16 protein-coding genes are annotated in these 22374 nt (G+C 70.8%); 9 read left to right on the top strand and 7 right to left on the bottom strand.

The window, feature by feature from the left end; genetic code table 11:
- Positions 1 to 118: 118 nt before the first annotated feature.
- Entirely contained in the window at positions 119 to 1846 is a 1728-nt protein-coding gene (locus tag ACLQ25_RS04890) for an IlvD/Edd family dehydratase (RefSeq protein ID WP_425729468.1), read from the top strand.
- Between the two features lie 65 nt (positions 1847 to 1911).
- A complete protein-coding gene (locus ACLQ25_RS04885; RefSeq protein WP_425729466.1) occupies positions 1912 to 2937 on the top strand; it encodes a LacI family DNA-binding transcriptional regulator in 1026 nt (341 codons plus the stop codon).
- 24 nt (positions 2938 to 2961) lie between these two features.
- On the opposite strand, the gene ACLQ25_RS04880 is transcribed toward ACLQ25_RS04885, so the two are convergent.
- Positions 2962 to 4371, bottom strand: coding sequence for a ricin-type beta-trefoil lectin domain protein (locus tag ACLQ25_RS04880; protein ID WP_425729464.1), 1410 nt, complete (start codon positions 4369 to 4371; stop codon positions 2962 to 2964).
- A gap of 109 nt (positions 4372 to 4480) precedes the next feature.
- Positions 4481 to 5986: an endo-1,4-beta-xylanase gene (locus ACLQ25_RS04875; RefSeq protein ID WP_425729462.1), complete on the bottom strand. Its 1506-nt coding sequence runs from the start codon at positions 5984 to 5986 to the stop codon at positions 4481 to 4483.
- 939 nt (positions 5987 to 6925) lie between these two features.
- Between ACLQ25_RS04875 and ACLQ25_RS04870 the strand changes: the two genes are divergently transcribed.
- Positions 6926 to 9649, top strand: a complete 2724-nt coding sequence (locus tag ACLQ25_RS04870; protein WP_425729460.1) for a DNA/RNA helicase domain-containing protein — start codon at positions 6926 to 6928, stop codon at positions 9647 to 9649.
- Between the two features lie 99 nt (positions 9650 to 9748).
- Here the strand turns inward: ACLQ25_RS04870 and ACLQ25_RS04865 are convergent, their stop codons facing one another.
- The 4 genes from ACLQ25_RS04865 to ACLQ25_RS04850 all read right to left on the bottom strand — a co-directional run bounded on the left by ACLQ25_RS04865 (position 9749) and on the right by ACLQ25_RS04850 (position 16591).
- Entirely contained in the window at positions 9749 to 12103 is a 2355-nt protein-coding gene (locus ACLQ25_RS04865; protein ID WP_425729458.1) for an AbfB domain-containing protein, read from the bottom strand.
- A 261-nt stretch (positions 12104 to 12364) separates the two neighbouring features.
- On the bottom strand, positions 12365 to 13978 hold the full coding sequence (locus tag ACLQ25_RS04860) for an FAD-dependent oxidoreductase (protein ID WP_425729456.1): 1614 nt from the start codon (positions 13976 to 13978) through the stop codon (positions 12365 to 12367).
- 86 nt (positions 13979 to 14064) lie between these two features.
- Positions 14065 to 15354 (bottom strand): MFS transporter, encoded by a 1290-nt coding sequence (locus ACLQ25_RS04855; RefSeq protein WP_425729454.1) that lies wholly within the window; start codon positions 15352 to 15354, stop codon positions 14065 to 14067.
- A gap of 46 nt (positions 15355 to 15400) precedes the next feature.
- Positions 15401 to 16591, bottom strand: coding sequence for an MFS transporter (locus ACLQ25_RS04850; RefSeq protein WP_425729452.1), 1191 nt, complete (start codon positions 16589 to 16591; stop codon positions 15401 to 15403).
- Positions 16592 to 16866: 275 nt separating this feature from the next.
- Here ACLQ25_RS04850 and ACLQ25_RS04845 point away from each other — a divergent pair, with 275 nt between their 5' ends.
- A complete protein-coding gene (locus tag ACLQ25_RS04845) occupies positions 16867 to 18180 on the top strand; it encodes a class I adenylate-forming enzyme family protein (protein WP_425729472.1) in 1314 nt (437 codons plus the stop codon).
- A 43-nt stretch (positions 18181 to 18223) separates the two neighbouring features.
- On the opposite strand, the gene ACLQ25_RS04840 is transcribed toward ACLQ25_RS04845, so the two are convergent.
- Positions 18224 to 18853, bottom strand: a complete 630-nt coding sequence (locus ACLQ25_RS04840; protein ID WP_425729450.1) for a 4'-phosphopantetheinyl transferase family protein — start codon at positions 18851 to 18853, stop codon at positions 18224 to 18226.
- Positions 18854 to 18868: 15 nt separating this feature from the next.
- On the opposite strand from ACLQ25_RS04840, the gene ACLQ25_RS04835 reads away from it, so the two are divergent.
- The 5 genes from ACLQ25_RS04835 to ACLQ25_RS04815 are packed head-to-tail and all read left to right on the top strand — an operon-like array spanning position 18869 to position 22373.
- Entirely contained in the window at positions 18869 to 19156 is a 288-nt protein-coding gene (locus ACLQ25_RS04835) for an acyl carrier protein (RefSeq protein ID WP_425729448.1), read from the top strand.
- Positions 19157 to 19158: 2 nt separating this feature from the next.
- Positions 19159 to 19401 carry a hypothetical protein gene (locus ACLQ25_RS04830; protein WP_425729446.1) on the top strand — a complete coding sequence of 81 codons (243 nt, stop codon included), beginning with the start codon at positions 19159 to 19161 and terminating at the stop codon, positions 19399 to 19401.
- A complete protein-coding gene (locus ACLQ25_RS04825) occupies positions 19398 to 20513 on the top strand; it encodes a beta-ketoacyl synthase N-terminal-like domain-containing protein (RefSeq protein ID WP_425729444.1) in 1116 nt (371 codons plus the stop codon). Before ACLQ25_RS04830 ends, ACLQ25_RS04825 begins: the two co-directional genes overlap by 4 nt.
- Entirely contained in the window at positions 20510 to 21067 is a 558-nt protein-coding gene (locus ACLQ25_RS04820) for a beta-ketoacyl synthase chain length factor (RefSeq protein WP_425729442.1), read from the top strand. The genes ACLQ25_RS04825 and ACLQ25_RS04820 overlap by 4 nt, the downstream gene beginning before the upstream one ends.
- Position 21068: 1 nt before the next feature.
- Entirely contained in the window at positions 21069 to 22373 is a 1305-nt protein-coding gene (locus ACLQ25_RS04815; protein ID WP_425729440.1) for a beta-ketoacyl-[acyl-carrier-protein] synthase family protein, read from the top strand.
- Position 22374: the final 1 nt, after the last annotated feature.

The following is a 22374-nucleotide window of genomic DNA, read 5'->3' as shown; positions in this document are numbered from 1 at the left end:
GTTGCCTAGACAACGCCGATCATGGACGCCCTCGCGTCTACTTGCGGTCCCACATCCCTTGGAATCGATCATCTAGGTCGCGCCGAGCGACCTTGAGGCATGACAGAGAGGTGTGCTGATGTCGACGACAGATCGACCGCTGCGCAGCGCGCAGTGGTTCGGCGCCGAAGGCCGCAACGGGTTCATCCACCGGTCCTGGATGCGCAACCAGGGGTTCGCGGACGACGTCTTCGACGGTCGCCCGGTGATCGGCATCGCCACCACCTGGTCGGAGCTGACCCCCTGCAACGCCCACCTGCGCGACCTGGCCGAGTCGGTGAAGCGCGGCGTGTGGGAGAGCGGCGGCCTGCCGCTGGAGTTCCCGGCCATGAGCCTGGGCGAGCCCCTCATGCGTCCCACGACCATGCTCTACCGCAACCTGCTCGCGATGGAGCTGGAGGAGTCCGTCCGCGCCAACCCCCTCGACGGGGTGGTCCTGCTCTCCGGCTGTGACAAGACCACTCCGGGCCTGCTGATGGGGGCGGCGAGCGTCGACCTGCCGACGCTGATGCTGACCGGCGGGCCGATGCTCAACGGCAAGTTCCGTGGCCAGGACATCGGCTCGGGCACGGTCGTCTGGCGTTTCACCGAGGAGATGCGGGCCGGCCGGATGAGCGCCGCCGACTGCGCCGAGGCGGAGGTCGGCATGTCCCGCAGCCGGGGCCACTGCATGACCATGGGGACCGCCTCCACCATGGCCTGTGTGACCGAGGCGCTGGGCGTGCAGCTACCCGGGGCCGCCGCCGTACCCGCCGTCGACTCCCGGCGGTACGCGCTCGCGCAGGCCGCCGGTCGTCGGATCGTCGCCATGGTGGGCGAGGACCAACGGCTGTCCTCGGTGCTCACCCGCGAGGCGTTCGAGAACGCCATCCGGGTCAACGCCGCGATCGGTGGCTCCACGAACGCGGTCGTACACCTGCTCGCGATCGCCGGACGCCTCGGCGTGCCCCTGTCGCTGGAGGACTTCGACACCCTCACCGCCGACGTTCCGCTGCTCGTCAACCTCATGCCGTCCGGGGCGTACCTGATGGAGGACTTCGCCTACGCGGGCGGCCTTCCGGTGGTGATGAAGGAACTCGCGCCGCTGCTGCACACGGAGCACGTCACGGTCAGTGGCAGGAGCGTGGCCGAGAACGTCGACGGCGCGCAGTGCTGGAACTCCGACGTCATCGCCACCATGAAGGAGCCGTTCCAGGCCGCCGGCTCGGGCACCGTGGTGCTGCGCGGTTCGCTGGCGCCGTCCGGAGCGGTGCTGAAGGTCTCCGCCGCCACCCCCCACCTCCTCACGCACACCGGCCCGGCGCTCGTCTTCGACCGGATCGAGGAGTACGTCGTCGCCGCCGACGACCCGGACCTCGACGTCACTCCGGACACGGTGATCGTCGTACGCAACGCCGGACCGCGCGGCTACCCCGGCTTCCCGGAGGTGGGCAACGTGCCCATGCCCCGCCGACTGCTCACCGACGGCATCACGGACATGGTGCGGATCTCGGACGCGCGCATGAGCGGCACCGGCTACGGCACATGCGTCCTGCATGTGGCGCCGGAGGCGTCCGTGGGCGGTCCTCTCGCGCTGGTGCGCACCGGCGACCTGGTCCAGCTCGACGTCGCCACCCGCCGCCTCGACCTCCTGGTCGACGAGGCGGAGCTCGCCGAGCGTCGCTCCGCCTGGAAGCCGCCGCCGCCGGTGGCCGACCGGGGTTGGGTACGGCTGTACAGCGAGCACGTCCTCCAGGCCGACAGTGGGGCCGACCTCGACTTCCTGGTGGGTGGCAGCGGCAGTGACGTGCCCCGTCACTCACACTGACGGGCGAGGAAACGAATCATGGAAGAACGGACGGCCCGCCAGTGCGAGTTCGCGCGGAGAAAGCAGTGACGACCGCCCATCGGCCCCCGGTCATGGCGGACGTCGCCCGCCTGGCGGGCGTGTCCCACCAGACGGTGTCCCGGGTCATCAACGGAGCGCCCGCGATCCGGCGCGAGACGCGGGAGCGGGTCCTCGAGGCGATCCGGCGACTCGACTACCGCCCCAACACGGCCGCGCGGGCGCTGGTCCGGGGCCGCTCGGGGATGATCGGCATCATCGGGACGGCGCGGACGCTGTTCGGTCCGACGAGCATCCACCGCAGCGTCGAGGACGCGGCCCGGGCCGCCGGTTACTTCGCCACCTCGGTCAGCCTCTCGGAGGTGACGGTACGGGCGCTGAGCGACGCCACCGAACACCTCATGCGCGTCGGCGTGGAGGGCGTCGTGATGATCGCCGGCAACGACGAGGCTCTCGAGGTGGTGCGGATGACCCGGTCCGGGGTGCCCTTCGTGGTGGTGGAGGGTGACCTGTCCAGGGCGAGCGTCACCGTCGGCGTCGACCAGGTGCTCGGCGCGCGGATGGCCACCGAACACCTGCTCGGCCTCGGACACACCGAGATCGTGCACGTGTCCGGTCCGCTCAACTGGGCCGAGGCCCGCGCCCGCCGCGACGGCTGGCGTACGGCGATGGTGGCCGCGGGCGTACGCCCACCCGAGCCCGTCGAGGGTGACTGGATGGCCCACGGCGGCTACCTCGCTGGGCTGCGGATCTGCGAGATGCCCGGCACCACCGCGGTCTTCACCGCCAACGACCAGATGGCCATCGGCGTGCTGCGCGCGCTGCACGAGCGTGGTCGGCACGTGCCGCAGGATGTCTCGGTTATCGGATTCGACGACGTGCCCGAGGCGGCGTACCTGATCCCGCCGTTGACCACGATCCAGCAGGACTTCGGCGCGGTCGGCCGACGGGCCATCACGGCGGTCACCCAGGCCATCGACGACACGGTGCCGCAGCCCCTGCCGTTGGTCGTACCCTCGCTCGTGGTACGCGAGAGTACGGCGCCGCCGCACGGCGGGGCGGGCCCGGCGTGACGCCGAGCCCGCCCGGTGCGGTCACTAGAGCGCAGCGAGCCGGAACTGCTGGTTGGTCTGGCCGTGGCAGTCGTAGAGCTGGATCTGGGCGCCGTTGGCGGTGCTCCAGACATCGAGGCAGCGTCCCGACTGGACGCTGCTGATGGTGCCGTTGGAGTTGATGTTCCACTGCTGGTTGGTCTGACCGTGGCAGCTGTAGATCTGCACGGCCGCGCCGTTGCCCGTGCCTGCCGCGTCGAGGCAGATGTTGCCGTACACCTGTAGCTGTTTGCCCGAGGTGTAGATCCAGGACTGGTTGGTCTGCCGGTTGCAGTCGTAGAGGGTGACCCGCGTGCCGTTCGTGCGCGAGGCGTTCGGCACGTCGACGCACCGGCCCGACTGCGCGCCGATGATCTGGCTGGCGGAGCTCGGCGGCCCAGTGGTGGGCGAGGTGGTCGGCGTCGGTGTCGGGCTGCTCGTCGGGGTGGTGGTCGGCGTCGGGGTGGTCGGCGTCGACGGCAGCAGCGGACAGGTGCTGCGGTAGGTCACCACACCGCTGTTGTCCAGCAGCGGGCAGAGGAACTGGCTGTACCGTGCGTCGTTGTCGACGAACATCTTGACGAACGGCAACATGGTCCGGACCAGAACGGGGTTCGACCGTCCGACCATGAAGCCGTGGTCCGCGCCGGCGACCTCCAGGTACGTGCTCTCGGTCGTGGTCGGGATGCTGTTGTACAGACCTGTGGCGTACGACGGGGTGACCACCGTGTCCGACTGCCCAGCGAAGATCATGGTGGGTACCCGGTCGGTGGCCAGGTTCGACGACGGCGAGTACGGCGCGATGCCGACCACGGCCTTCAGTGACGGACGCCGCATGGCGGCGCTGAGCGCCCCACCGCCGCCCATGGAGTGGCCCGCGACGGCCAACCGGTTCGGGTCGACGCGGTCGCGTACCGGGCTCTGCTGCGTCAGGTAGTCCAGCGCGGCGAGGAGTTGCGTGCCGCGCGCCGTGTCGAAGTCGTTGCGGCTGTTGGTCTCGATGCCGATCACGACGAAGCCGTGCGAGGCCAGCCATGGTCCCATCCAGGCCAGTTCGGCGGAGAACAGGGCGGTGTAGCCCGGCGAGATCGCGATGGCCCCGAAGGTGCCCTGGCTGGTGTCCGTCGGGTAGTAGATCCGGCCGCCGTTGAAGCCGTACCCGGTCGGGACGGCGACCGACGTGTTGGCGAAGGGGCCGTTCACGGCGGTGACGCTGGTCCGGGTGGGGTCCGGGCCGCGCTGGTACGGGTTGTCGGCCGCTGACGCCGACCCGGTCGCCAGCGTGATGGTGAGCAGCCCGACCGCGGCGGCGATCCCGGCTGCGGCCAACGTGAAGAGCCGTCCCCGGATGCCGGACGACCTGCGGTCGGCAGGGGTGTCCGCCGGGGGCGGTGGGCGGTCTGCGGGTCCTCGCACTGTCGGTACCTCCTGGGGGTGGTGGTGGAAAGACGAAGGGCGGGCAGGCTCGTCGTGCGGTGAGCCCGCCCGCCCCGGCGTTGCCTGGGCGAACGCCCCTGGTCGAGCTTTACGCGCCGCTGGACGAGAGCCGGAACTGCTGGTTGGTCTGGCCGTGGCAGTCGTAGAGCTGGATCTGGGCGCCGTTGGCGGTGCTCCAGACATCGAGGCAGCGTCCGGACTGGACGCTGCTGATGGTGCCGTTGGAGTTCAGGTTCCACTGCTGGTTGGTCTGACCGTGGCAGCTGTAGATCTGCACGGCAGAACCGTTGCCGGAGCCTGCGGCGTCGAGGCACATGGTTCCGTACACCTGGAGTTGTCTGCCCGAGGTGTAGGTCCATGCCTGGTTGGTCTGCCGGTTGCAGTCGTAGAGCTGTACCCGGGTGCCGTTGGTGGTCGAGGCGTTCGGCACGTCGACGCACCGGCCGGACTGCGTGCCGACGATCTGACCGGCCGAGCCGGGTGGGGTGGTGGGCGTGACGGTGGGCGTGACGGTGGGGGTCGGACCCGGCGTCGTGGGCGTGGGGGTGGTGCCGGGGCCGGCGCTGTTCAGCGCCTCCAGGGTGGCCGTGTACGCGGCCTTCTTGTTGCCGCTGCAGTCGAAGAGCAGCGGGGTGCCGCTGGAGCGCCACGAGTCGCAGTCCCGCACTCCCCACACGGTGAGCCCGTTGCAGCGCGCCACCGCGAGGCAGTCGTTGACCACGCTGCGGTAGGTGTTGGCCTGCGTCGTGCCGGAGCCCTCGATGTCCAGCTCGGTGATCTGCACGTCCACCCCGAGGGCGGCGAAGCTGGACAGCGTCGTGCGGTAGTTGCTGTTGTACGGCGAGTTGGCGTTGAAGTGCGACTGGAAGCCGACGCAGTCGATCGGCACTCCACGGGACTTGAAGTCGCGCACCATGTTGTACACGGCCTGGGTCTTGGCCCACGTCCAGTTGTCGGTGTTGTAGTCGTTGTAGCAGAGCTTCGCGTCCGGGTCGGCCGAGTCGGCGGCGCGGAACGCCGCCTCGATCCAGTCGTTGCCGGTGCGCTGAAGGTTCGAGTTGCGACGGGCGCCGCTGTTGCCGTCCTCGAACGCCTCGTTCACCACGTCCCAGGTGTAGATCTTGCCCTTGTAGTAGCCGGCCACCCGGTTGATGTGGTTGAGCATGGCGCTGCGCAGGGCGCTGCCCTCCATGCTCTGCATCCAGCCGGGCTGCTGCGAGTACCAGGCCAGGGTGTGACCGCGCACCTTCCAGCCCCGGGAGAGGGCGTGGTTGACGATCCGGTCCGCGTTGCCGAACGTGAAGTTGTTCTGCTGCGGTTCGGTCGCGTCGATCTTCATCTCGTTCTCGGGCGTGATCGCGTTGAACTCGCGGTTCAGGATCGTCGTGTACGCGCTGTCGCCGAGCTTGTTGGCGGCCACGGCGGCACCGAAGTACCGGCCGGACTGGGCCGCTGCCGCGCCGAGAGTCGTCTCGGCGGCCTGCGCCAGGTTGGGCAGCATCGATACGACCAGGGCCGCAATTATCGCGGCAGTTCCGGAAAGAGTGAACGCTCGTAGCCGGGTACGCCCGGGGGGACGGGGCCGGGAAACCATGCTGATCCTCCGGTGGTGGGTGGGAGAACTGGGTCGATGTTCGGGTGGGTGACCCGCTGTGCTGGCCGCGGTCGCGATGCTGGGGTCGCACGGGCGGGCCGACGGTCGCGTGCGTTGTCCGGGCGACTGTGGTCCGCCTGACCAGCGGCGGAAGGGTGGCGGTGGGGGCGGTGGTGGACGCGGTCGGATGGCTCGTGATTGGGCCTGGCGGATCGGGTGAGGCGCCTCCGGTGCGGGAAATGATCATGTTAACGATCACACTGATCGATGTCTCAGGCTCGCAGAAAATTCCGGCTTTATCAACCGGTAGTTTCAGGGCTGTTGCGAGTCAACCGAGCGGTGCGCAGCCCCTCCTGGGTCCGCAAAGCGTGCCGCTCAGCACGTGACCCGAGCGACGCATCTTCGACCGGTCGACCCTTGGCCGATGTGCGCGCTGGGCCACCGTGCTGCCGTGCTTCTCGACAACCCCTTCCTCGATCCCTCTGGCCGGCCGCGCGCCGACAGGACGCAGCCCAGCGTTCCGCCGAATCGATCGACTTGACGTGACCGCTACTCTGTTGTTGGTCAACCACGGTGACCAAGTCGTCATGGACCTCCCGGCTGGGGTCCAGCGAGGGCGACTGAAGGGTGTACCACCCTCCGCGCGTTTCACCCCTGTCGTTGTAGGTGCGTTATCTCGATTGCCGTTGGCCGGGCAGCGGAACGGGAGACGAGCGTGCCCTCATTCGACCTTGCGGCTGTGCCGGCCACCGTGGTGCGACCGCTGATTGTCGCGATCGCCCACCTTCCGATCATGCTGCTGGCGCTGTGTATTGCGCCGATCTTGCTTCTTGTCGCGGTGCGGCCCCAATCTCATGGGGACCTGGCGGTCCGACTCCTGTCTGAGTTGCGGACCTGGAGCCGAGACGCGGTGGGTGCCGCGAACGGTCGGCGTACGCGATGACCCGCGACCAGATCAAGGATCTCGCACGCGCCCGTCGCCGCTACACCGGCGAGAGCTACCAGCAGGCTCATAACCACGTCGCGGCTGTGCCTGCCGGCGAGCGGCTGCTGCCCGATGCACTCAGCGAGCCGCAAGCGGCCGTCGAGTCCGCTGTCCTGAACCAGCTTCTCCTCGCGTCGCGGGAGCTGTCGGTGGACATCGCTGATCGATGTCTACCCCTACCGGTGCAGGCTGTTCGCCCGCTGGCGGCGTCGCTCCTCGTTACGGTTCCGATCAAAGAGGTCGAGCAGTTCGCCGCCATGCTCTGTGCCGGAGGCACCACCTCGGGTGGCCGGGCGGGCAAGGCATTCATGATCACCTCAGCCAAGGATGTCGTGACGGTAGCCTTGCCTGATCAGGCGGATGGGCAGGTGCAACTGCGGTGTTCGTGGGACCGCCTTCGCGCAGCGCTACGCACAACCCCCGGCGTCGAGGTCCTGTCCGGTAGCCGGCTGCGGGTGTTTTCTGGCTCGCTGCGGGTGGCAACCGGTCCGGAGCACCGTGCGGCGCTCAGTGCCTGCCTTCGGCGGGTCGGGCTGTTTTCGACTCTCCCTGCCCTCTCCTGGTTGATGGACTGGAACGAGTGGGTGGTTTCAGACCGCCGCCAGGATCGCCCGATGCCGCCGGAGGACGTGCGGTCGGCCTTGACCAGGTCACGCTTCGGTCCGACGAGGGCCGAGGTTTCCGCGCTCCTCTGGGGAGGCGCCCCGCCGGGGACGGCCGACGCTCTGCGACCCCGAGCCTCTGCTGAGCGCGTCGGTCTGAGCACCGCCACCACAGGCGTTTCCTCGGCGCCTGACAGCGATCGGGTGTCCCTCGCCGGCGTCACCTTCGTTCTCTCTGCCGCCGAGTTGACGCGACTCGTCGCCGAGCGTGCTCTGCCTGATGCGGTCACCGGGCCCACCCACCCCGACTCGGATCCCATCTTGGCGGCTGCGGTCCGCGCGGCGATGCGCCGGCTTGCGGTGCTGGCCGAGGACCTTGTGGACGCTCGGCTCGGCGCGGTCTCCATGGTTGTCGGTTTCCAGCTCCCGCTGAGCACTCGGCAGGTCGACGTGGTGCTCGCCGGTGTGCATCCGGAGACCGGGCGTGACGCGTACGTGGTTGTCGAGTTGAAGCAGTGGACGCATGCGCAGTCGTCAACGGATTCTGATGCCCTGGTGGCGGTCGGGCACTCAGTAGGCGACAGGCTGCATCCCGCCCTGCAGGTTGGCACCTACTGCGAATACCTGAGTGACCTTCTCGGGGGGCCGACCGCTGACGGGGACGGTTCGATCCGCGGGGCCGTGTATCTGGACCGAGCCATGGATCGCGACGTTGGCGACCTGCTCACCGGCCGTGCCGACGATCGTGGCCAGGTCTTCACCAAGCAACGACGGGGACAGCTCCGCGACTACCTGCGCGCTCACCTCGGGTCCGCCTCCGGAGCTGGCGCCGCTGACCGCCTACTGGCGAGTGCCGTACGTCCCCGCAGGCACCTGCTGGTATACGCAGCCCAGGAACTGCGGGAGCGCTCGTACTTCAGGCTGCTCGACGAGCAACGCGTGGCGTACGAGATGGTTCTGCGCGCGGTGAAGGGTGCCAGTAGCGCGAAACGTAAGACGGTTGTGGTGGTGTCCGGTGGGCCAGGTAGCGGCAAGAGCGTCATCGGCCTGTCACTGCTCGGCGAGCTGACCCGGCAGGGCCACTCGGTGCTGCACGCCACCGGGTCGCGGTCGTTCACGCAGACCTTGCGCCGGTACGCCGGTCGGGGAAGTAAGCGGCTCTGGGACCTCTTCCGCTACTTCAACAGCTTCGTGGAGGCCGAGCCGAATGGCCTCGATGTGTTGATCTGCGATGAGGCCCACCGCATACGGGCAACCTCGATCAACCGATTCACCCCGGAGAGTCGGCGGGGCCGGTCCCGACCGCAGATCGAGGAGTTGATCGAGGCCGCCCGGGTGCCGGTCTTCCTTCTCGACGAGGACCAGGTGGTGCGGCCTGGTGAGGTGGGCAGTCTGAGTCTCATCACCCGGTATGCCAGTCGGCACGACGTGGACATCGAGATCGTCTCCTTGCATGATCAATTTCGCTCGGGCGGCAGTCGCAGCTACGTGCAGTGGACCGAAGCCCTGCTCAGCGTCGACGACGAGTCGAGGAAGTGGACCGGGGACGGTCGCTTCGAGCTGCGTATGGCCGACTCGCCGCAAGAGATGGAGGCGTTCCTCGCCGACAGGTATGCGGCCGGTGAGACCGCAAGGATGTCGGCTGGCTATTGCTGGCCATGGAGCGACCCCCGGCCGGACGATTCGCTCGTACCGGACGTGCAGATCGACGGGTGGGCTCGGCCCTGGAACGCCAGAAGTGAACGCAGCGTCGGCGGTGCCCCTGGTTCTGCCTTCTGGGCAACCGACCCCAACGGCTTCGGTCAGATCGGCACCGTCTACAGCGCCCAGGGCTTCGACTACGACTGGGCAGGCGTCATCATCGGTCCGGACCTTGTCGCCCGCGACGGTCGACTCGTCACCCGCCCTTCAGAATCGAAGGATCCGATCTTCCGCAACCGGTCAGCCATAGGTGACGAAGCCGCTGATCACCTCATTCGCAACAGCTACCAGGTGCTGATGACCCGGGGCATGCGTGGCGTGCTGCTCTACTCCACGGATCCAGAGACTCAGGCGTTCCTGGCTTCCCGAATGTAAGGTGCGGCTGTCGGTGTCGGTCCGGCGCTGGTTGGTGTCGATGCGGGCCGGCGGCTCAGCGCCGGCCCGCACCGATCATCGGAGCGCGATCCGTCGTGGTCAGGGGGCCCAGGGGGCGGCGATGTTCCAGGTGCTGTCGGCCGCCCAGAGGGTGGGGCTGTTGTAGGCGTCACCGCCCGTGCCGTTACTCAGCCAGACCTCCGAGTTGTAGTGCCGGAGGTACTTTCCGCGGAAGTTGTACGACTCCAGCGACACGCCACTTCCGGTCAGCCCCACCCGGGCGCACCAGGTGGCGTCGGCCCGCAGGAGCGCGGACCCGTCGTTCGGCGAGTTGCGGACCCGGGAATCCTGGTGCCGCAGGTACTGACCGGGAAAGTTGACCGACTCGAAGGAGTAGCAGGCGCCGTCGGCCAGTCCGGGCCGGATCGTGTACGTCGCGTCGTTCCTGAGCAGCGCCGAACTGCCCGCGTCGACGACCTCGGTGTACACCAGGCTGTTCTGGTGGCGCAGGTACCGGTTGGTGTAGCCGGGGGTGGTCACCTGCAACGAACGCCGGGTGTCGACCGGCAGGGCGACGGGGGAGGAGCTGCCGATCGTCCGGGACGCGTCGACGAGGGCGGTGTTGGCCGCGCGGACCCGGGCCTGGTCCATCTTGACCACCTGCCGGTCGTACGTGAGGAAGCCGTTCAACTCCCCCTCCTGGTCGGCGATCTCGGTGTAGATCGAGGCGCTGAGACCCTTGCCGAGCATCAGGTTGCGCGCGCCCTCCACCAGCCCTACGTACCGGTCGGTGAGCGCACCGGAGGTGGGCTGCCACTCGTAGGCGAAGAACTGCCCGTTCGGGCTGTACTCGTGGCCGGGTGCGCGCAGGCCCAGGCCGCCGAACTCGCCGAGCACCGCGATCCGGCTGCTCGACGGCGAGGGTGAGTCCGGACCGAGGTAGACGTGCCAGTCGTCGATGTCGCCGTTGCCGGGGTTGCCGAGGGACTGACAGCAGTTGTAGCCGCTGTGCGGGTTGACCAGCCGGGTGGGGTCCTGATTCTTGATGTTCTGCGCCACGCGGCGGGTGTCGGCCAGGGAGCGCTCGCCCCAGCCCTCGTTGTAGGGGGTGTAGGCGACGACCGCGGGGGAGCTGCGGTGCTCGTCGACGATCTCGCGTGCCTCGGTCTCGAACTGCGCCTGTTGGGCATCGGTGGGGTCGATGTTCTGCGCGGTGAGCGACGGGATGTCCTGCCAGACAAGCAGGCCGAGCCGGTCGGCGTGGTAGAACCAGCGCTGCGGTTCGACCTTGATGTGCTTGCGCACCATGTTGAAGCCCAGGTCCTTGTGCTTCTGCAGGTCGAAGGCGAGGGCGGCGTCGGTCGGCGCGGTGTACAGGCCGTCCGGCCAGAAGCCCTGGTCGAGGGTGCCGACCTGGAAAACGAACTGGCCGTTGAGCTTGGGTCGTAGCACCCCGTTGACCACGCCGGTGGTGATCTCCCGCATCCCGAAGTAGTGGGTGGTCTGGTCGACCGTCGCGCCGCTGGCGTTGCGCAGGCGAATCCGCAGGTTGTAGAGGAACGGGTCGTCGGGCGACCAGCGGCGGGCGTTGGGCACCGGGACGCTGAAGTCGGTGAAGCCGCCGGTGGCGGAGCCGACGACGGTGCTTCCGTTCAACGCCTCGGCGAGCACGCTGTGCCCGCTCACGTCGCCCCGGGTGAAGACCCGTACACGCAGGGTGTTGGCGCCCAGGTTCGGATAGACGTCCACGCTGCTGATCGACGCCGTGGGCACCGGCTCCATCCACACCGTCTGCCAGATGCCCGAGCTGGGCGTGTAGAAGATCCCGCCGGGCTGCTTGGTCTGCTTGCCGATCGGTGGCAGGCTGCCGTTCTGCCGGGTGTCGGTCGGATCCCACACCTTCACCACGATCTCGTTCATGCCGCCGTTGAGCTGCGCGGTCACGTCGAAGGTGAAGGCGTCGTAGCCGCCGGTGTGCGCGCCGACCCGTACGCCGTTGACCCAGACCGTGCTCTGCCAGTCCACGGCGCCGAAGTGCAGCAGGGTCCGCCGGCCCGACCAGTTCGGCGGGACGGTGACGGTGCGTCGGTAGAACAGGTAGTTGCGGTTGTCGTTGGCGGCCCGCTGGACACCGGAGAGGGCGCTCTCCACGGGAAACGGCACGTTGACCCGTTCCGGCAGGTCGGTGTTGAACTGCGGGGCGTCGTCGGTGCCGGACTGCCGTAGCTGCCATTCCCCGTTGAGGTTGAGCCAGTCCGGACGCGTCATCTGTGGGCGCGGGTACTCCGGCAGCGGCGTTCCGGCCAGCGCCTGGCTGGTCCACGGTGTGGTCAGTGGCGGCGTCCTGGCCGGGGCGGCCTGCGTCGGTCGGGCCGGTGCGGCGAACACGCCGACGACGAGGGTGAGGATGAGCAGTAGGGGCAGGGCGGGGCGGGCGGGGACCTGACGTGTCATGCCGTCTCCGAGGGGCGGGTCGCCGCGGGCCGTGCAGCTGAGCCCGCAGCGCGCGGGCGGTGGGCATCGGGTGGCTTCTCGAACGCGGACGGCGGATGTCGGCGGGATCTCCACCCCCACAGGTCATGGCGAATAGATCGACATCCATCACCACCCGTATCACGTTATAGAGGTATCCCGGAGCCCAGTCAATCGCTCATCGTCAATTCACCTCTGGGGGCCGGCAGGCGGGTCGTCAGGTTGCAGCGCCGCCCGGCAGACTCAGCGGGATCGCACGGTGTGCACCGCGGAGACCGCGCCGGCCCCCTCGCCGACGGCGGTCGCCACCCGCTTGGTGGAGCCGGAGCGGATGTCGCCCACCGCGAAGACGCGTGCGGCGCTGGTCTGGAAGGGCAGCGGCGCGTCGTGCGTGCCGGGAGGCAGTCGGCTGTCGGTCAGCACGAAACCGCTGTCGTCCATCGCGATGCCCTTCATCCATCCGGACTCCGGTTCGGCGCCGATGAAGCAGAACAGCCCCCGACAGTCCAACCGCGTGGGATCGCCCTCCTTCGCCACGACGATCGCCGTCAGGCTGTCCTCTCCGTGCAGCTCCCGCAGGGTGCTGCCGGTGTGGACGGTGATCCTGGGATCGGCCCGGATCCGGTCGGTCAGGTACGCCGACATCTTGGCGCCGAGGTCGGCCGCGCGCACCACCAGGTGTACGGCGCAGCCGCGCGCGGCCAGGGAGAGCGCGGCCTGCCCGGCCGAATTGGCGCCGCCCAGCACGGCGACCGGCTGGGACTCGTACCCACGCACGTCCAGCTCGGTGGCCGCGTACCGGACGCAGCCGCTCTGCTCGAACTCCGCCCACCGCTCGATGTCGAGGCGTCGGTACCGGGCTCCGGTGGCCGCGATGACCGCGGACGCCCCGATCCGGGTGCCGTCCGCCAACTCCACGACAGGACGGCTCTGGTCGGAGACGTCGAGGCCGACCACCGCGCACGGCGCGTAGATCTGCACGCCGAACTTCAACGCCTGGAGCATCGCCAGCCGGGCCAACTGTTCACCGCTGACCCCCTCGGGGAAGCCGAGGTAGTTCTCGATGCGCGCGCTCTTGGCCGCCTGGCCGCCCAGGCCGGTGCCGTCCAGCAGCACCGTGATGAGACCCTCGGAGGCGCCGTACACCGCCGCGGCCAGCCCGGCCGGCCCGGCGCCGACCACGACCAGGTCGGGGTCGCGCGCCGTGGCGACGTAGGTCAGACCGAGGGCCTCCGCGACCGTGCCGGGAGTGGCGCGACGCAGTACGCGGTTGCTGGTGACCGCGACCGGAAGGTCGTCCTCGCCGACGTCCTCGGCGCGCAGGAGCGCCCGCCCGGGCAGCGACGCCGCGTCGAGCCAGGCGTGCGGGAGGAGCATCTGGTTCACGTACGTCCGCAGCTCCAGCGACTCGGCCACGTGCGGCCGACCGACGATCTCCAGGGCGTTGCCGGCCGCGCCGCGCATGAGCTCGCGCCGGGCCCGGAAGGTCTCGATCAGCACGTCGGCGATGTCGACCTGGTCGGCGAGCACGCGGCGCAGCTCGGGGGCGGTGATCCGGACGACCGTCCCGGCGGTTACGACGCGGACCGTGAGGAACACCTGCTGCCCGGTCAGCAGGCTCAGTTCGCCGAGGAACTCGCCCGGTCCACGCCGGTAGATCAGCCGTTCGGGCTCCAGCGCCGTCGCGTTGCGGACCGCCTCGGCAGTCGCCGTACGCAGCAGGAAGAAGTCGTAGGTGCTGTCGCCGGCGGCGTACAGGTGTTGGCCCTGGTGGACCTCCTCCTCCGTGCCGTAGCTGGCGAGGCGGTCGAACTGCTCCGCGTCGAGGACAGGACCGTCGGCGTCTCGGGTGCTCACAGTCGAACGGTAGGTGCCCCGTGTTGACCAGGAGTGGATCGGCACTGAGTTCGCCGCGTCGTGTCACTTACCCCGGGCCGTGTTCATCACCGGGGCGTCGCGGACGCGACGGTTCGCCGGGGTCGACCGATGGTGGTGAGGTAGAGGACCAGGCCGGCGCTGGTCAGGACGAATCCCGCCCACACGGTGGAGAGGGTTCCCCAGCCGACGCCGAGGGCGACGGCGCCGCCGATCGCGCCGAGCGAGTTGGCGAGGTTGAGGGCGGCCAGGTTGAGCGCGCCCATGAGGGTCGGCGCGCCGGGTGCGAACTGGGTCAGCCGTACCTGGATGGCGGGAATGGCGAACATCATGGTCGCGCCGACACAGAACAGCGCCGGCATGAGGATCAGGATCTCCCGGCCGGTGAATGCGATGGCCACGAGCAGCACGAGGACGTAGCTGAACCCGTAGATCAGCGGTCGGCTGCTGTCGTGGTCCGCGGCGCGACCGCCGAAGTAGTTCCCGGACGCCATGCCGAGGCCGAAGACGGCCAGGGCGATCGGAATGAGCGACGTGCTCTCCCGAGCCGCGTCGGTGACGAACGGCCCGATGAAGGTGTAGACGGCGAAGATGCTGGAGATGCCGAGCGCCGCGACCGCGACCATGAGCCAGACCTCGCGTCGCCGGAGGGCGGCGAGCTCGTGCGCCACCGCGCTGCCGTGCAGGTCGTCGGTGCGCGGCAGCCACACCAGGAGCGCCGCGCCGGCCAGCAGCCCCAGGCCGACCACGGTCCAGTAGGTCGCCCGCCACCCGGCCTGCTGGCCGACGAGGGTGCCGAGCGGCGACCCGAGGATGGTGGCCACCGTCAGGCCGCCCATTACGGTGGCGAAGGCCCGGCCACCCTTGCCCGGACCGTAGACGTACGCGGCGACGACCGCCCCCGCGCCGAAGAACGCGCCCTGCACGCTTCCCGTGATGAAGCGGAAGACGACGAGGGTCGCGATGTTCGGGGCCAGGCCGGACAGGACGTTGCCGACCAGGAACAACGCGATCAGACCCAGCAGGAGGGTACGGCGGTTGGCGCGCGCCGCGAGGAGTGTGATCGCCGGTGAGCCGATCATGACGCCGAAGGCGTAGGCGCTGATCGCGTACGTCGCGACCGGGATGGACGCGCCCAGGTCGGCGGCGAAGAGTTGCAGGATCCCGTTGCTGCCGAACTCGCCGGTGCCGATGGCGAAGGTGCCCAGCGCCAGCGCGAAGAGGGTCAGTGCCGGGCGGGGACCGGGCCGAGTGGCGGTAGCCCGCTGCGTCGGGGGGTTTTGCTGGGGTTCGTCCGGATCGCCGTGGGCGCCGGGCTGCGCCGGCTGGAGCCGGGTGCTGTTCTCTGACGTGGTCATGGAGCCTTGTCCTCGCGGAGGGATGTCGTGCGCGGACATCCTGACGTCAGCCAGTTGACAGTTTCTGAAGTTTGTCGGACCGGGCGGATGTCCTCGCGTCCTGGGCGAGCAGCAGGAGCGCGGCCAGCGTCAGCAGTCCACCGACGAGCGCGAGCACGCGGGCCCCCACCGTGGGCAGCAGGGCGCCGCCGAGCAGCGAACCGCCGGCGATGCCGACGTTGAAGGCGGTGCTGACGCCGGCCGACGCGATGTCGGTGCTGCCGGGAGCCAGGTGCAGCATCCGGTTCTGCACGGCGGAGGCGAACGCCGCGTAGGCGAGGCCGAGCCCGGCGAGGAACGCGACCGCGCCGGGTCGGAGCACGCCGAGTCCGTACATGCCGAACAGCGCGGCCGTACCGATGCTCAGCGGCGTCAGCAGCGAGGCGATCGGCCGGGCGTCCAGGGTCCGGGCCGAGAGCAGGGTGCCGACGACGGCCGCGACACCGGCGGTGAACAGCAGCGGCGTCAGGGCCGCGTCGGTGAAGCCGGCGACGTCCAGCAGGAATGGTGCGATGTAGGTCTGCAAGGTCAGGAAGCCGCCGACGCCGAGGGCGGTGGCGGTCAGCAGCACGGCGAAGCGCCGCCCGTCCGGTGCGGTGCCCCGGGCCGCGCCGCCAGCCTCCGGCGGGTACGTGGGCACCAGGACGAGCACCGCGGCGGCGATCACCAGACCGATCCCCGCCAGCGCCGCGAACGACGCGCGCCAACCTGCCTGCTGACCGATCCAGGTGCCGAGGGGTACGCCGAGCACCGGTGCGAGCGTCACTCCGGCCCCGAACAGCGCCACCACCCGGCCCCGGACCGCGAGGGGGAAGGGCCCGATCACCGTCGCCGTGGCGATGGACCAGAACAGCGCCTGGGCGACAGCGGTCACGAGCCGGGCGCCGGCCAGCGTGGCGTACGTGTGCGCGAGCGCGGCGGTGCCGTTCGCGGCGGCGAACAGGAACATCGTCACGCCGAGCAGGTGCCGACGGGGGATTCGCCGGGTCAGCCGGGCCAGCGGGACGGACGCCAGCACGACCACGACGGCGTACCCGCTGACCAGCAGACCAACCCGCGAGCGGGACCGGTCGAGATCGACCGCGATGTGGGTCAGCAGGCCGACCGGCAGCAGCTCGGTCGTGACGAACGCGAACGCGGCCAGGGAGAGCGTGACGAGCACGGCCCTGGCCCGGGACGGCGACACCTGGGGCGTCACCGTCGGGGCCACCGTCCGGCGGGCGCTTGACGGTGGAGACCGCGCCGATATAATTCATCGAACCGGGATGTCATCAGATGAGGAAACTCCTCCGTTCGGCACGTACATACCCGTCGAGTCGAGCCGGCCCGCCGTTCGAGCAGCGTGGAGGCCTTGTGTCCACTATAGATTCGCCGCTGGCGGCTGTCCGGCACGATCTGCCCGCGCACAGCACGGGCTGGGTCGACGACGTCCTGCTGGCCGGGCCGGGCAACGAGATCTGCCTCGTCCTCGGCATGCCGGTCACCCGGGCGCAGCTGCGCGCCGAGGTGGCCTCCCGGCAGGCCCGGCTCACCGACGCCGGGCTTCGTCCGGGCGGCACGATAGCGCTGCGGCTGCCCTCCTCGCTGGCGTACGTGGCCAACCTGCTCGCCGCCTGGCGGATCGGGGCCCAGGTGACGCTGCTCGACCACCGGCTGTCGCGCGGCGAGGTCGAGCGGGCGCTCGAACGCGTCGGCGCGCAGTTCCTCGTCCAACCCGCCGACGCCGTGCTCCCGCCCCTGCGCGGCTTCGTGACCGTCGACGAGACGGTCATCGCACGCCCGGCCGGCCGGCCGGCGTCGACGCCGCACGCCCTCATCCAGCTGAGCTCCGGGTCCACCGGCCCGTCGAAGGTCATCGGCCGCACCGTCGACGACCTCGTCGCCGAGATCGAGCGCTACACGCTGACCGACGGCGTGCCCCGACCCGGCGAACGGCTCGTGCTGCTCGCGTCGATGGCACACGTCCTCGGTCTGGTCGGCGGCCTGCTCTACGCCCTGCACGCCCGCGTCACGCTCACGCTGCCGGAGCGGATGACGGTGGGCGGCGTGCTGGGCGTCATCGCGGGGGACTCCACGCCGACCACGGTGATCGGCGTGCCCGTCCACCTCGAAATGCTGATGGCCGGCCGTCCCGCCGGGCCGTTGCCGCAGTTCGTACGGATGACCACGGCGGGCGAGCTGGTCCGGCCCGGCGTTCCCGAGCGCTTCGCGGAGTGCTACGACACCGTGTTGGGCAACATGTACGGGATGACCGAGGTCGGCGTCATCGCCACCGACCTGTTCGGCGCGCACCGACCCGGGGTGCGCCCGGCGCCCGGGATCGACGTCCGGGTCGTCGACGGTGAGCTCCAGGTCCGTCGGCCCGTGACACCGTACGTGGGGCTCGTCGACGAGAGCCGCTGGTCCGACGGCTGGCTACGCACCCGTGACGCCGCCACGCTCGACCCCGCCACCGGGCTGGTCACGATCCGCGGTCGCCTCGACTCGCAGGTGTCCATCGGGGGCCTCAAGGTCGACCTCACCGAAGTCGAACAGGCCATTCTCGACCTGCCCGGCGTCACCGAGGTCGTCGTGACGTTCGACGGCGGCGCCATCGAGGCGTACACGGCCGTCGACCAGCCGTTGACCGGCCGTGAGCTGGACGCGGCGTTGGAGGACGTCCTGGCCCCGTACAAGCGACCGTTGCGGTGGCAGATCCTGGAACGGCTGCCGCGTACGTCCAGCGGCAAGCTGGTCCGCGACGTGGCCGTGTTGCGCCGCGCGTCGGCCGAGCCGACGTCGTCATGATGCCCCGAGACGGGACGTCGGTGGCGCGACGGCCCCCCGGCCGTCATGACGCGGGCGCCTCCGGTGGGCCGATGAGCAGCCGGATGCCGGCGATGTCGCCCTGGCCCGGTCGGTCCTGCCCGGCGACGGCCAGCACCAGGCCCTCGGGGAGGGAGCCGCAGGCCACCCCGGCCCGGCTGCCCGGCACGGGGCGCAACGGCAGCGACCCCGGTGGGTCCGGCCAGACGGTTGGCAGCACCAGCGGCTGCCGTAGGCCGCCGCCGCGCAGGCCGGTGCCGCGCGCCTTGCCGATGGCCTCCTTCTGGGTCCACAGCCAGAGGAACGCGCTGGTGTGCAGCGACCCCGGCTGGTCGGTCAGCCAGTCGGCGTCGGCCGGCGCCATCCAGCGCCGAGCCAACGCCGCGCCGGGCAGCGCGCGTTCGCGCTCGACGTCCACACCGACCGGAGTCACCGCGGAGACGGCCACCGCCACCACGCCGCGCCCGTGGCTGATGCTCGCGTGCAGCCCGCGCGCCGCGCCGGTGAGCCTCGGCCGGCCCGTCTGGTCCCGTGCCACGCCAACGTCGGCGGCCGGCACGCCGAGCAGGTCGGCAGCGGTGCCGACCAGATGCTCCGACGCCCGGCCCCTGGGGTCGCCGGTGATCGTCGCAATCCGCACCACGACCCATTCCATGGGAGGAGTCAAGCAATGTCAGATGAGGTTCGCCAGTCCATCGTCGATGCCCTGGCCCAGATGAACTACGACGTCGACGACGTCACCGGCGAGACGGTGCTCGGTCCCGCCGGGCTCGACCTGGAGTCGTTGGCCGTCGCCGAACTCGCCGTCCGCGTCGAGGACACCTTCGGCGTCAAGTTCACCGACGAGGAGTTGGAGAAGCTGGCCGACTACTCGCTCGACCGGTTCGCCGCCGAGGTGGCCGGGCGTGCGGAGCCGGCGCGGAGCGCCCCCGTCGCACCGGCCACCACGGCGGAGTGACGGTGGGCTACAGCGATCGCCGCGACGAGATCCTGTCGATCCTCGCCGACGTCGGCTACCGGAGCGTCGACGCCTCGCGTGAGCGTATCGACTCGCTGGAGCTCGCCCGGCTGGTCTACGAGATAGAGCGGCGCTACGGCCTCGACCTCGACCTGGACGACGACGAGCTGGCGGCCATGTCCACGGTGACCGGTGCGGCGGAGATCCTCAGTCGTCTTACCCTGACGGCGGCGGAGTCGGAGTGACCCGTACGACTGTCGTGGTCACCGGACTGGGCCTCCTGACGGCCCACGGCCGCGGCCCCGCGCCGCTGCTGGCGGCGGTGCTGGCCGGGAAGCCCGTGTTCGGCGAGGTCCGTCGCTTCGACCCGGGCCGTAGCCGGGTACGAGCGGCGGCCACCCTCGCCGACACCGGAGACCTGGCCGCCGAGGTGGTCGCCGTCGTGGCGGACGCCTGCGACGACGCCGGGTTGGCACACCGACGGGGCGAGTGCCCGCTGTACTTCGCCACCGGCACGGGCACCAGCGTGGTCCGCGCCGGAGGATCGGGCAACGGGCCGGCCGAGTTGGCCGCCACCGTGGCCCGGCGAACCGGCCTCGGCGGCGTCGCGCGGGTCTACACGTCGGCGTGTGTGGCGGGCAGCACCGCGCTGGCCGAGGCCGCCTCGATGATCGCCCGGGGCCGGTGCGAGCGGGCCGTGGTCGCCGGGGGCTTCCTCGTCGACGCCGACCACCAGGCCCTCTTCGACGCCGGCCGGGCCCTGGCCGACGACGGCGCCGTCCGCCCGTTCAGCAACGGCCGGCGCGGCATGCTGCTGGGCGACGCGGTCGTCGCCGTGGTGCTGGAGTCGGCGGCCGCCGCCCAGGGACGGGGCGGTCGGGTGCGGTCCCGGCTGGCCGGCTGGGCCCGGGCCGGCGACGCCTACCACGTCTGCCAGCCCGATCCGGGTGGCGCCGGGATGGCGTCGGCCATCCGGGCCGGCCTGGCCCGGGCCGGCGTGACGCCGGAGGAGTTGGCGTACGTCAACGCCAACGGCACCGGCACGACACGTGCCGACGCGGCCGAGAGCAGCGCGTTGCGCATCGGCCTCGGCGCGGCGGTCGAGTCGGTGGCGGTGAGCTCGACCAAGTCCGTGCACGGGCACGCCCTGGAGGCGTCCGGCCTGCTGGAGTTCGCGGTCACCGCGCTGGCCCTTGACGCCGGCCGGTTGCCGGTCAATGCCGGCTTCACCGAGCCGGACCCGCAGTGCCCGGTACGGGTGGTGCGCGAGCCCGGCCCGATGGTGGGCCGGTATGCCCTGAGCTGCAATTTCGCCTTCGGTGGCGCCAACACCGCTCTGGTGCTGGGGGCGGTGTGACAGGCCTGGACACCGCCGGAGGCGCGGTTCGTGAGCTGGCCCGCGCGGCGTGGCCCGAGCCCGGCGACGCCGGCCCGCCACCCGCGGTCCGCGGGTTCGTCGCCTCGCCGTTCCCCCCGCTCGTCGTGGCCGTCGCCGGCCGCTGCCTGCAACGACGCGCCGGGGTGGGCGCCGTCGGGCCCACCGCCGTCGTCCTGGTCAGCGCGTACGCCGACCAGGCCACCGCGGCGGCCATCGCCGGGGAGGTGGACGGGGGCCGGCGGGTGTCGCCGATGTACTTCTTCCAATCCGTGCCGAACTCGGTCCTCGGCCACGTCGCCACCGAGTGGGCCCTGACCGGACCGGTCGTGTCGCTCAGCCCGACCGGCGATCCCTTCGGCGAGGGCCGAACGGTGGCGGAGGGCCTCTTCGCCGACGGGGACGCGGCGGAGGCGCTGGTGATCGTCGTCGAGCACGAAACCGACCCGGCCAAGCCCTCCGGCGCGACGGCCCTGTTGCTCACGCCGGACCACGAGATGACCAGGCCGCCGACCGGCGGCGGACAAGGCGGTTGACATGACCGGATCGACCCGACCCTCGGCCACCATCACCGGCATGGGGCTGGTGACGCCCGTCGGGCGGGGGGTGGCGGACTTCTTCGCGGCGATCTGCAACGGGCGCTCCGGTCTGGTGCGCCCGCCCGAGGGGCACGGCGCGGCCGCCGCCACGGAGGTGGTCGGGATCGCCCCGGACATCGATCCCACCACCGTGCTGCCGCCCAACGAGGTGCTGGCCGCCGACCGGTTCCTGATCATGGGTCTGGCCGCCGCCGACGACGCGATGCGTGACGCGGGCCTGGAGGTCGGCCGCGACGTCGACCCACTGCGGGTCGCCGTGGTCGTCTCCAGTGGCGCGGGTGGCCTCACCACCTACGAGGCGCAGGCCAAGGCCCGCGAGGAGCGCGGCCGCACCGCCGTGAGCGCGTACCTCTATCCGGGTTTCCTCCCCAACATGGCCGCCGCGCGCATCGCCATCAGGTACGGCATCCAGGGCTACAGCTCGTGCATCGCGACCGCCTGCGCGGCCAGCGCGCACGCCGTGGCGGAGGCGCTGCGACTCATCCGGGCCGGCGACGCGGACGTGGTCGTGTGCGGCGGGGCGGAGTCGCCGCTCGGGCCGACCGGCACCGCCGGTTTCGCCAACGCACGGGCGCTCGCCACCGGCTGGTCCGACCCGACCCAGGCGAGTCGCCCGTTCGACCGGCGACGCAACGGCTTCGTGCTGGGCGAGGGCGCCGGGATCTTGGTCGTCGAGCGCGCCGATCACGCGGACGCGCGCGGGGTTGCCGGTTACGCCGACATCATCGGGTGGGGTGCCACCACCGACGCCTTCCACCCCACGTCGCCGCGGGCGGACGGCGCCGGCGCCGCGCAGAGCATGCGCCGGGCGGTCGCCGACGCCGGCGTCGCGCCCACCGACGTCGACTACATCAACGCCCACGGCACGAGCACCAAGCGGGGCGACCTGGCCGAGACCCGCGCCGTCCACACCGCCTTCGGTACGCACGCCCCGGCGGTCAGCTCCACCAAGGGCGTGACCGGGCACCTGCTGGGCAGCGCCGGAGCCGTCGAGGCGGCGGCGACGGCCCTGGCGGTCACCTACGGGATGCTGCCGCCCACCCACAACCTGGACGATCCGGACCCGGCCTGCGACCTCGACCACGTGCGGGGTCAGGCGCGTCCGGTCCGGCCCCGCGCGGTCCTGTCCAACTCCTTCGCGTTCGGCGGACACAACGTCAGCCTGATGTTCGGCCCGCCCTCCACGGCGCGGGCTCGGGAGGCGGACCCGGCGGCGGCGGTCACCACCACAGATCAACGATGAG

The organism is Micromonospora sp. DT44, from assembly GCF_049841635.1.
Lineage (GTDB): Bacteria > Actinomycetota > Actinomycetes > Mycobacteriales > Micromonosporaceae > Micromonospora.
Note: the sequence above shows the minus strand (reverse complement) of the source record. Positions and strands in the feature narration are given on the sequence as shown.

What these genes read in the sequence shown, in the direction of transcription:
- ACLQ25_RS04835 (WP_425729448.1), top strand. Translation starts at nt 18,869, where the DNA reads ATGTCAGATGAGGTTCGCCAGTCCATCGTCGATGCCCTGGCCCAGATG.
- ACLQ25_RS04870 (WP_425729460.1), top strand. Translation starts at nt 6,926, where the DNA reads ATGACCCGCGACCAGATCAAGGATCTCGCACGCGCCCGTCGCCGCTAC.
- ACLQ25_RS04890 (WP_425729468.1), top strand. Translation starts at nt 119, where the DNA reads ATGTCGACGACAGATCGACCGCTGCGCAGCGCGCAGTGGTTCGGCGCC.
- ACLQ25_RS04840 (WP_425729450.1), bottom strand. Translation starts at nt 18,853, where the DNA reads ATGGAATGGGTCGTGGTGCGGATTGCGACGATCACCGGCGACCCCAGG.
- ACLQ25_RS04865 (WP_425729458.1), bottom strand. Translation starts at nt 12,103, where the DNA reads ATGACACGTCAGGTCCCCGCCCGCCCCGCCCTGCCCCTACTGCTCATC.
- ACLQ25_RS04845 (WP_425729472.1), top strand. Translation starts at nt 16,867, where the DNA reads ATGCCGGTCACCCGGGCGCAGCTGCGCGCCGAGGTGGCCTCCCGGCAG.
- ACLQ25_RS04815 (WP_425729440.1), top strand. Translation starts at nt 21,069, where the DNA reads ATGACCGGATCGACCCGACCCTCGGCCACCATCACCGGCATGGGGCTG.
- ACLQ25_RS04875 (WP_425729462.1), bottom strand. Translation starts at nt 5,986, where the DNA reads ATGGTTTCCCGGCCCCGTCCCCCCGGGCGTACCCGGCTACGAGCGTTC.
- ACLQ25_RS04855 (WP_425729454.1), bottom strand. Translation starts at nt 15,354, where the DNA reads ATGACCACGTCAGAGAACAGCACCCGGCTCCAGCCGGCGCAGCCCGGC.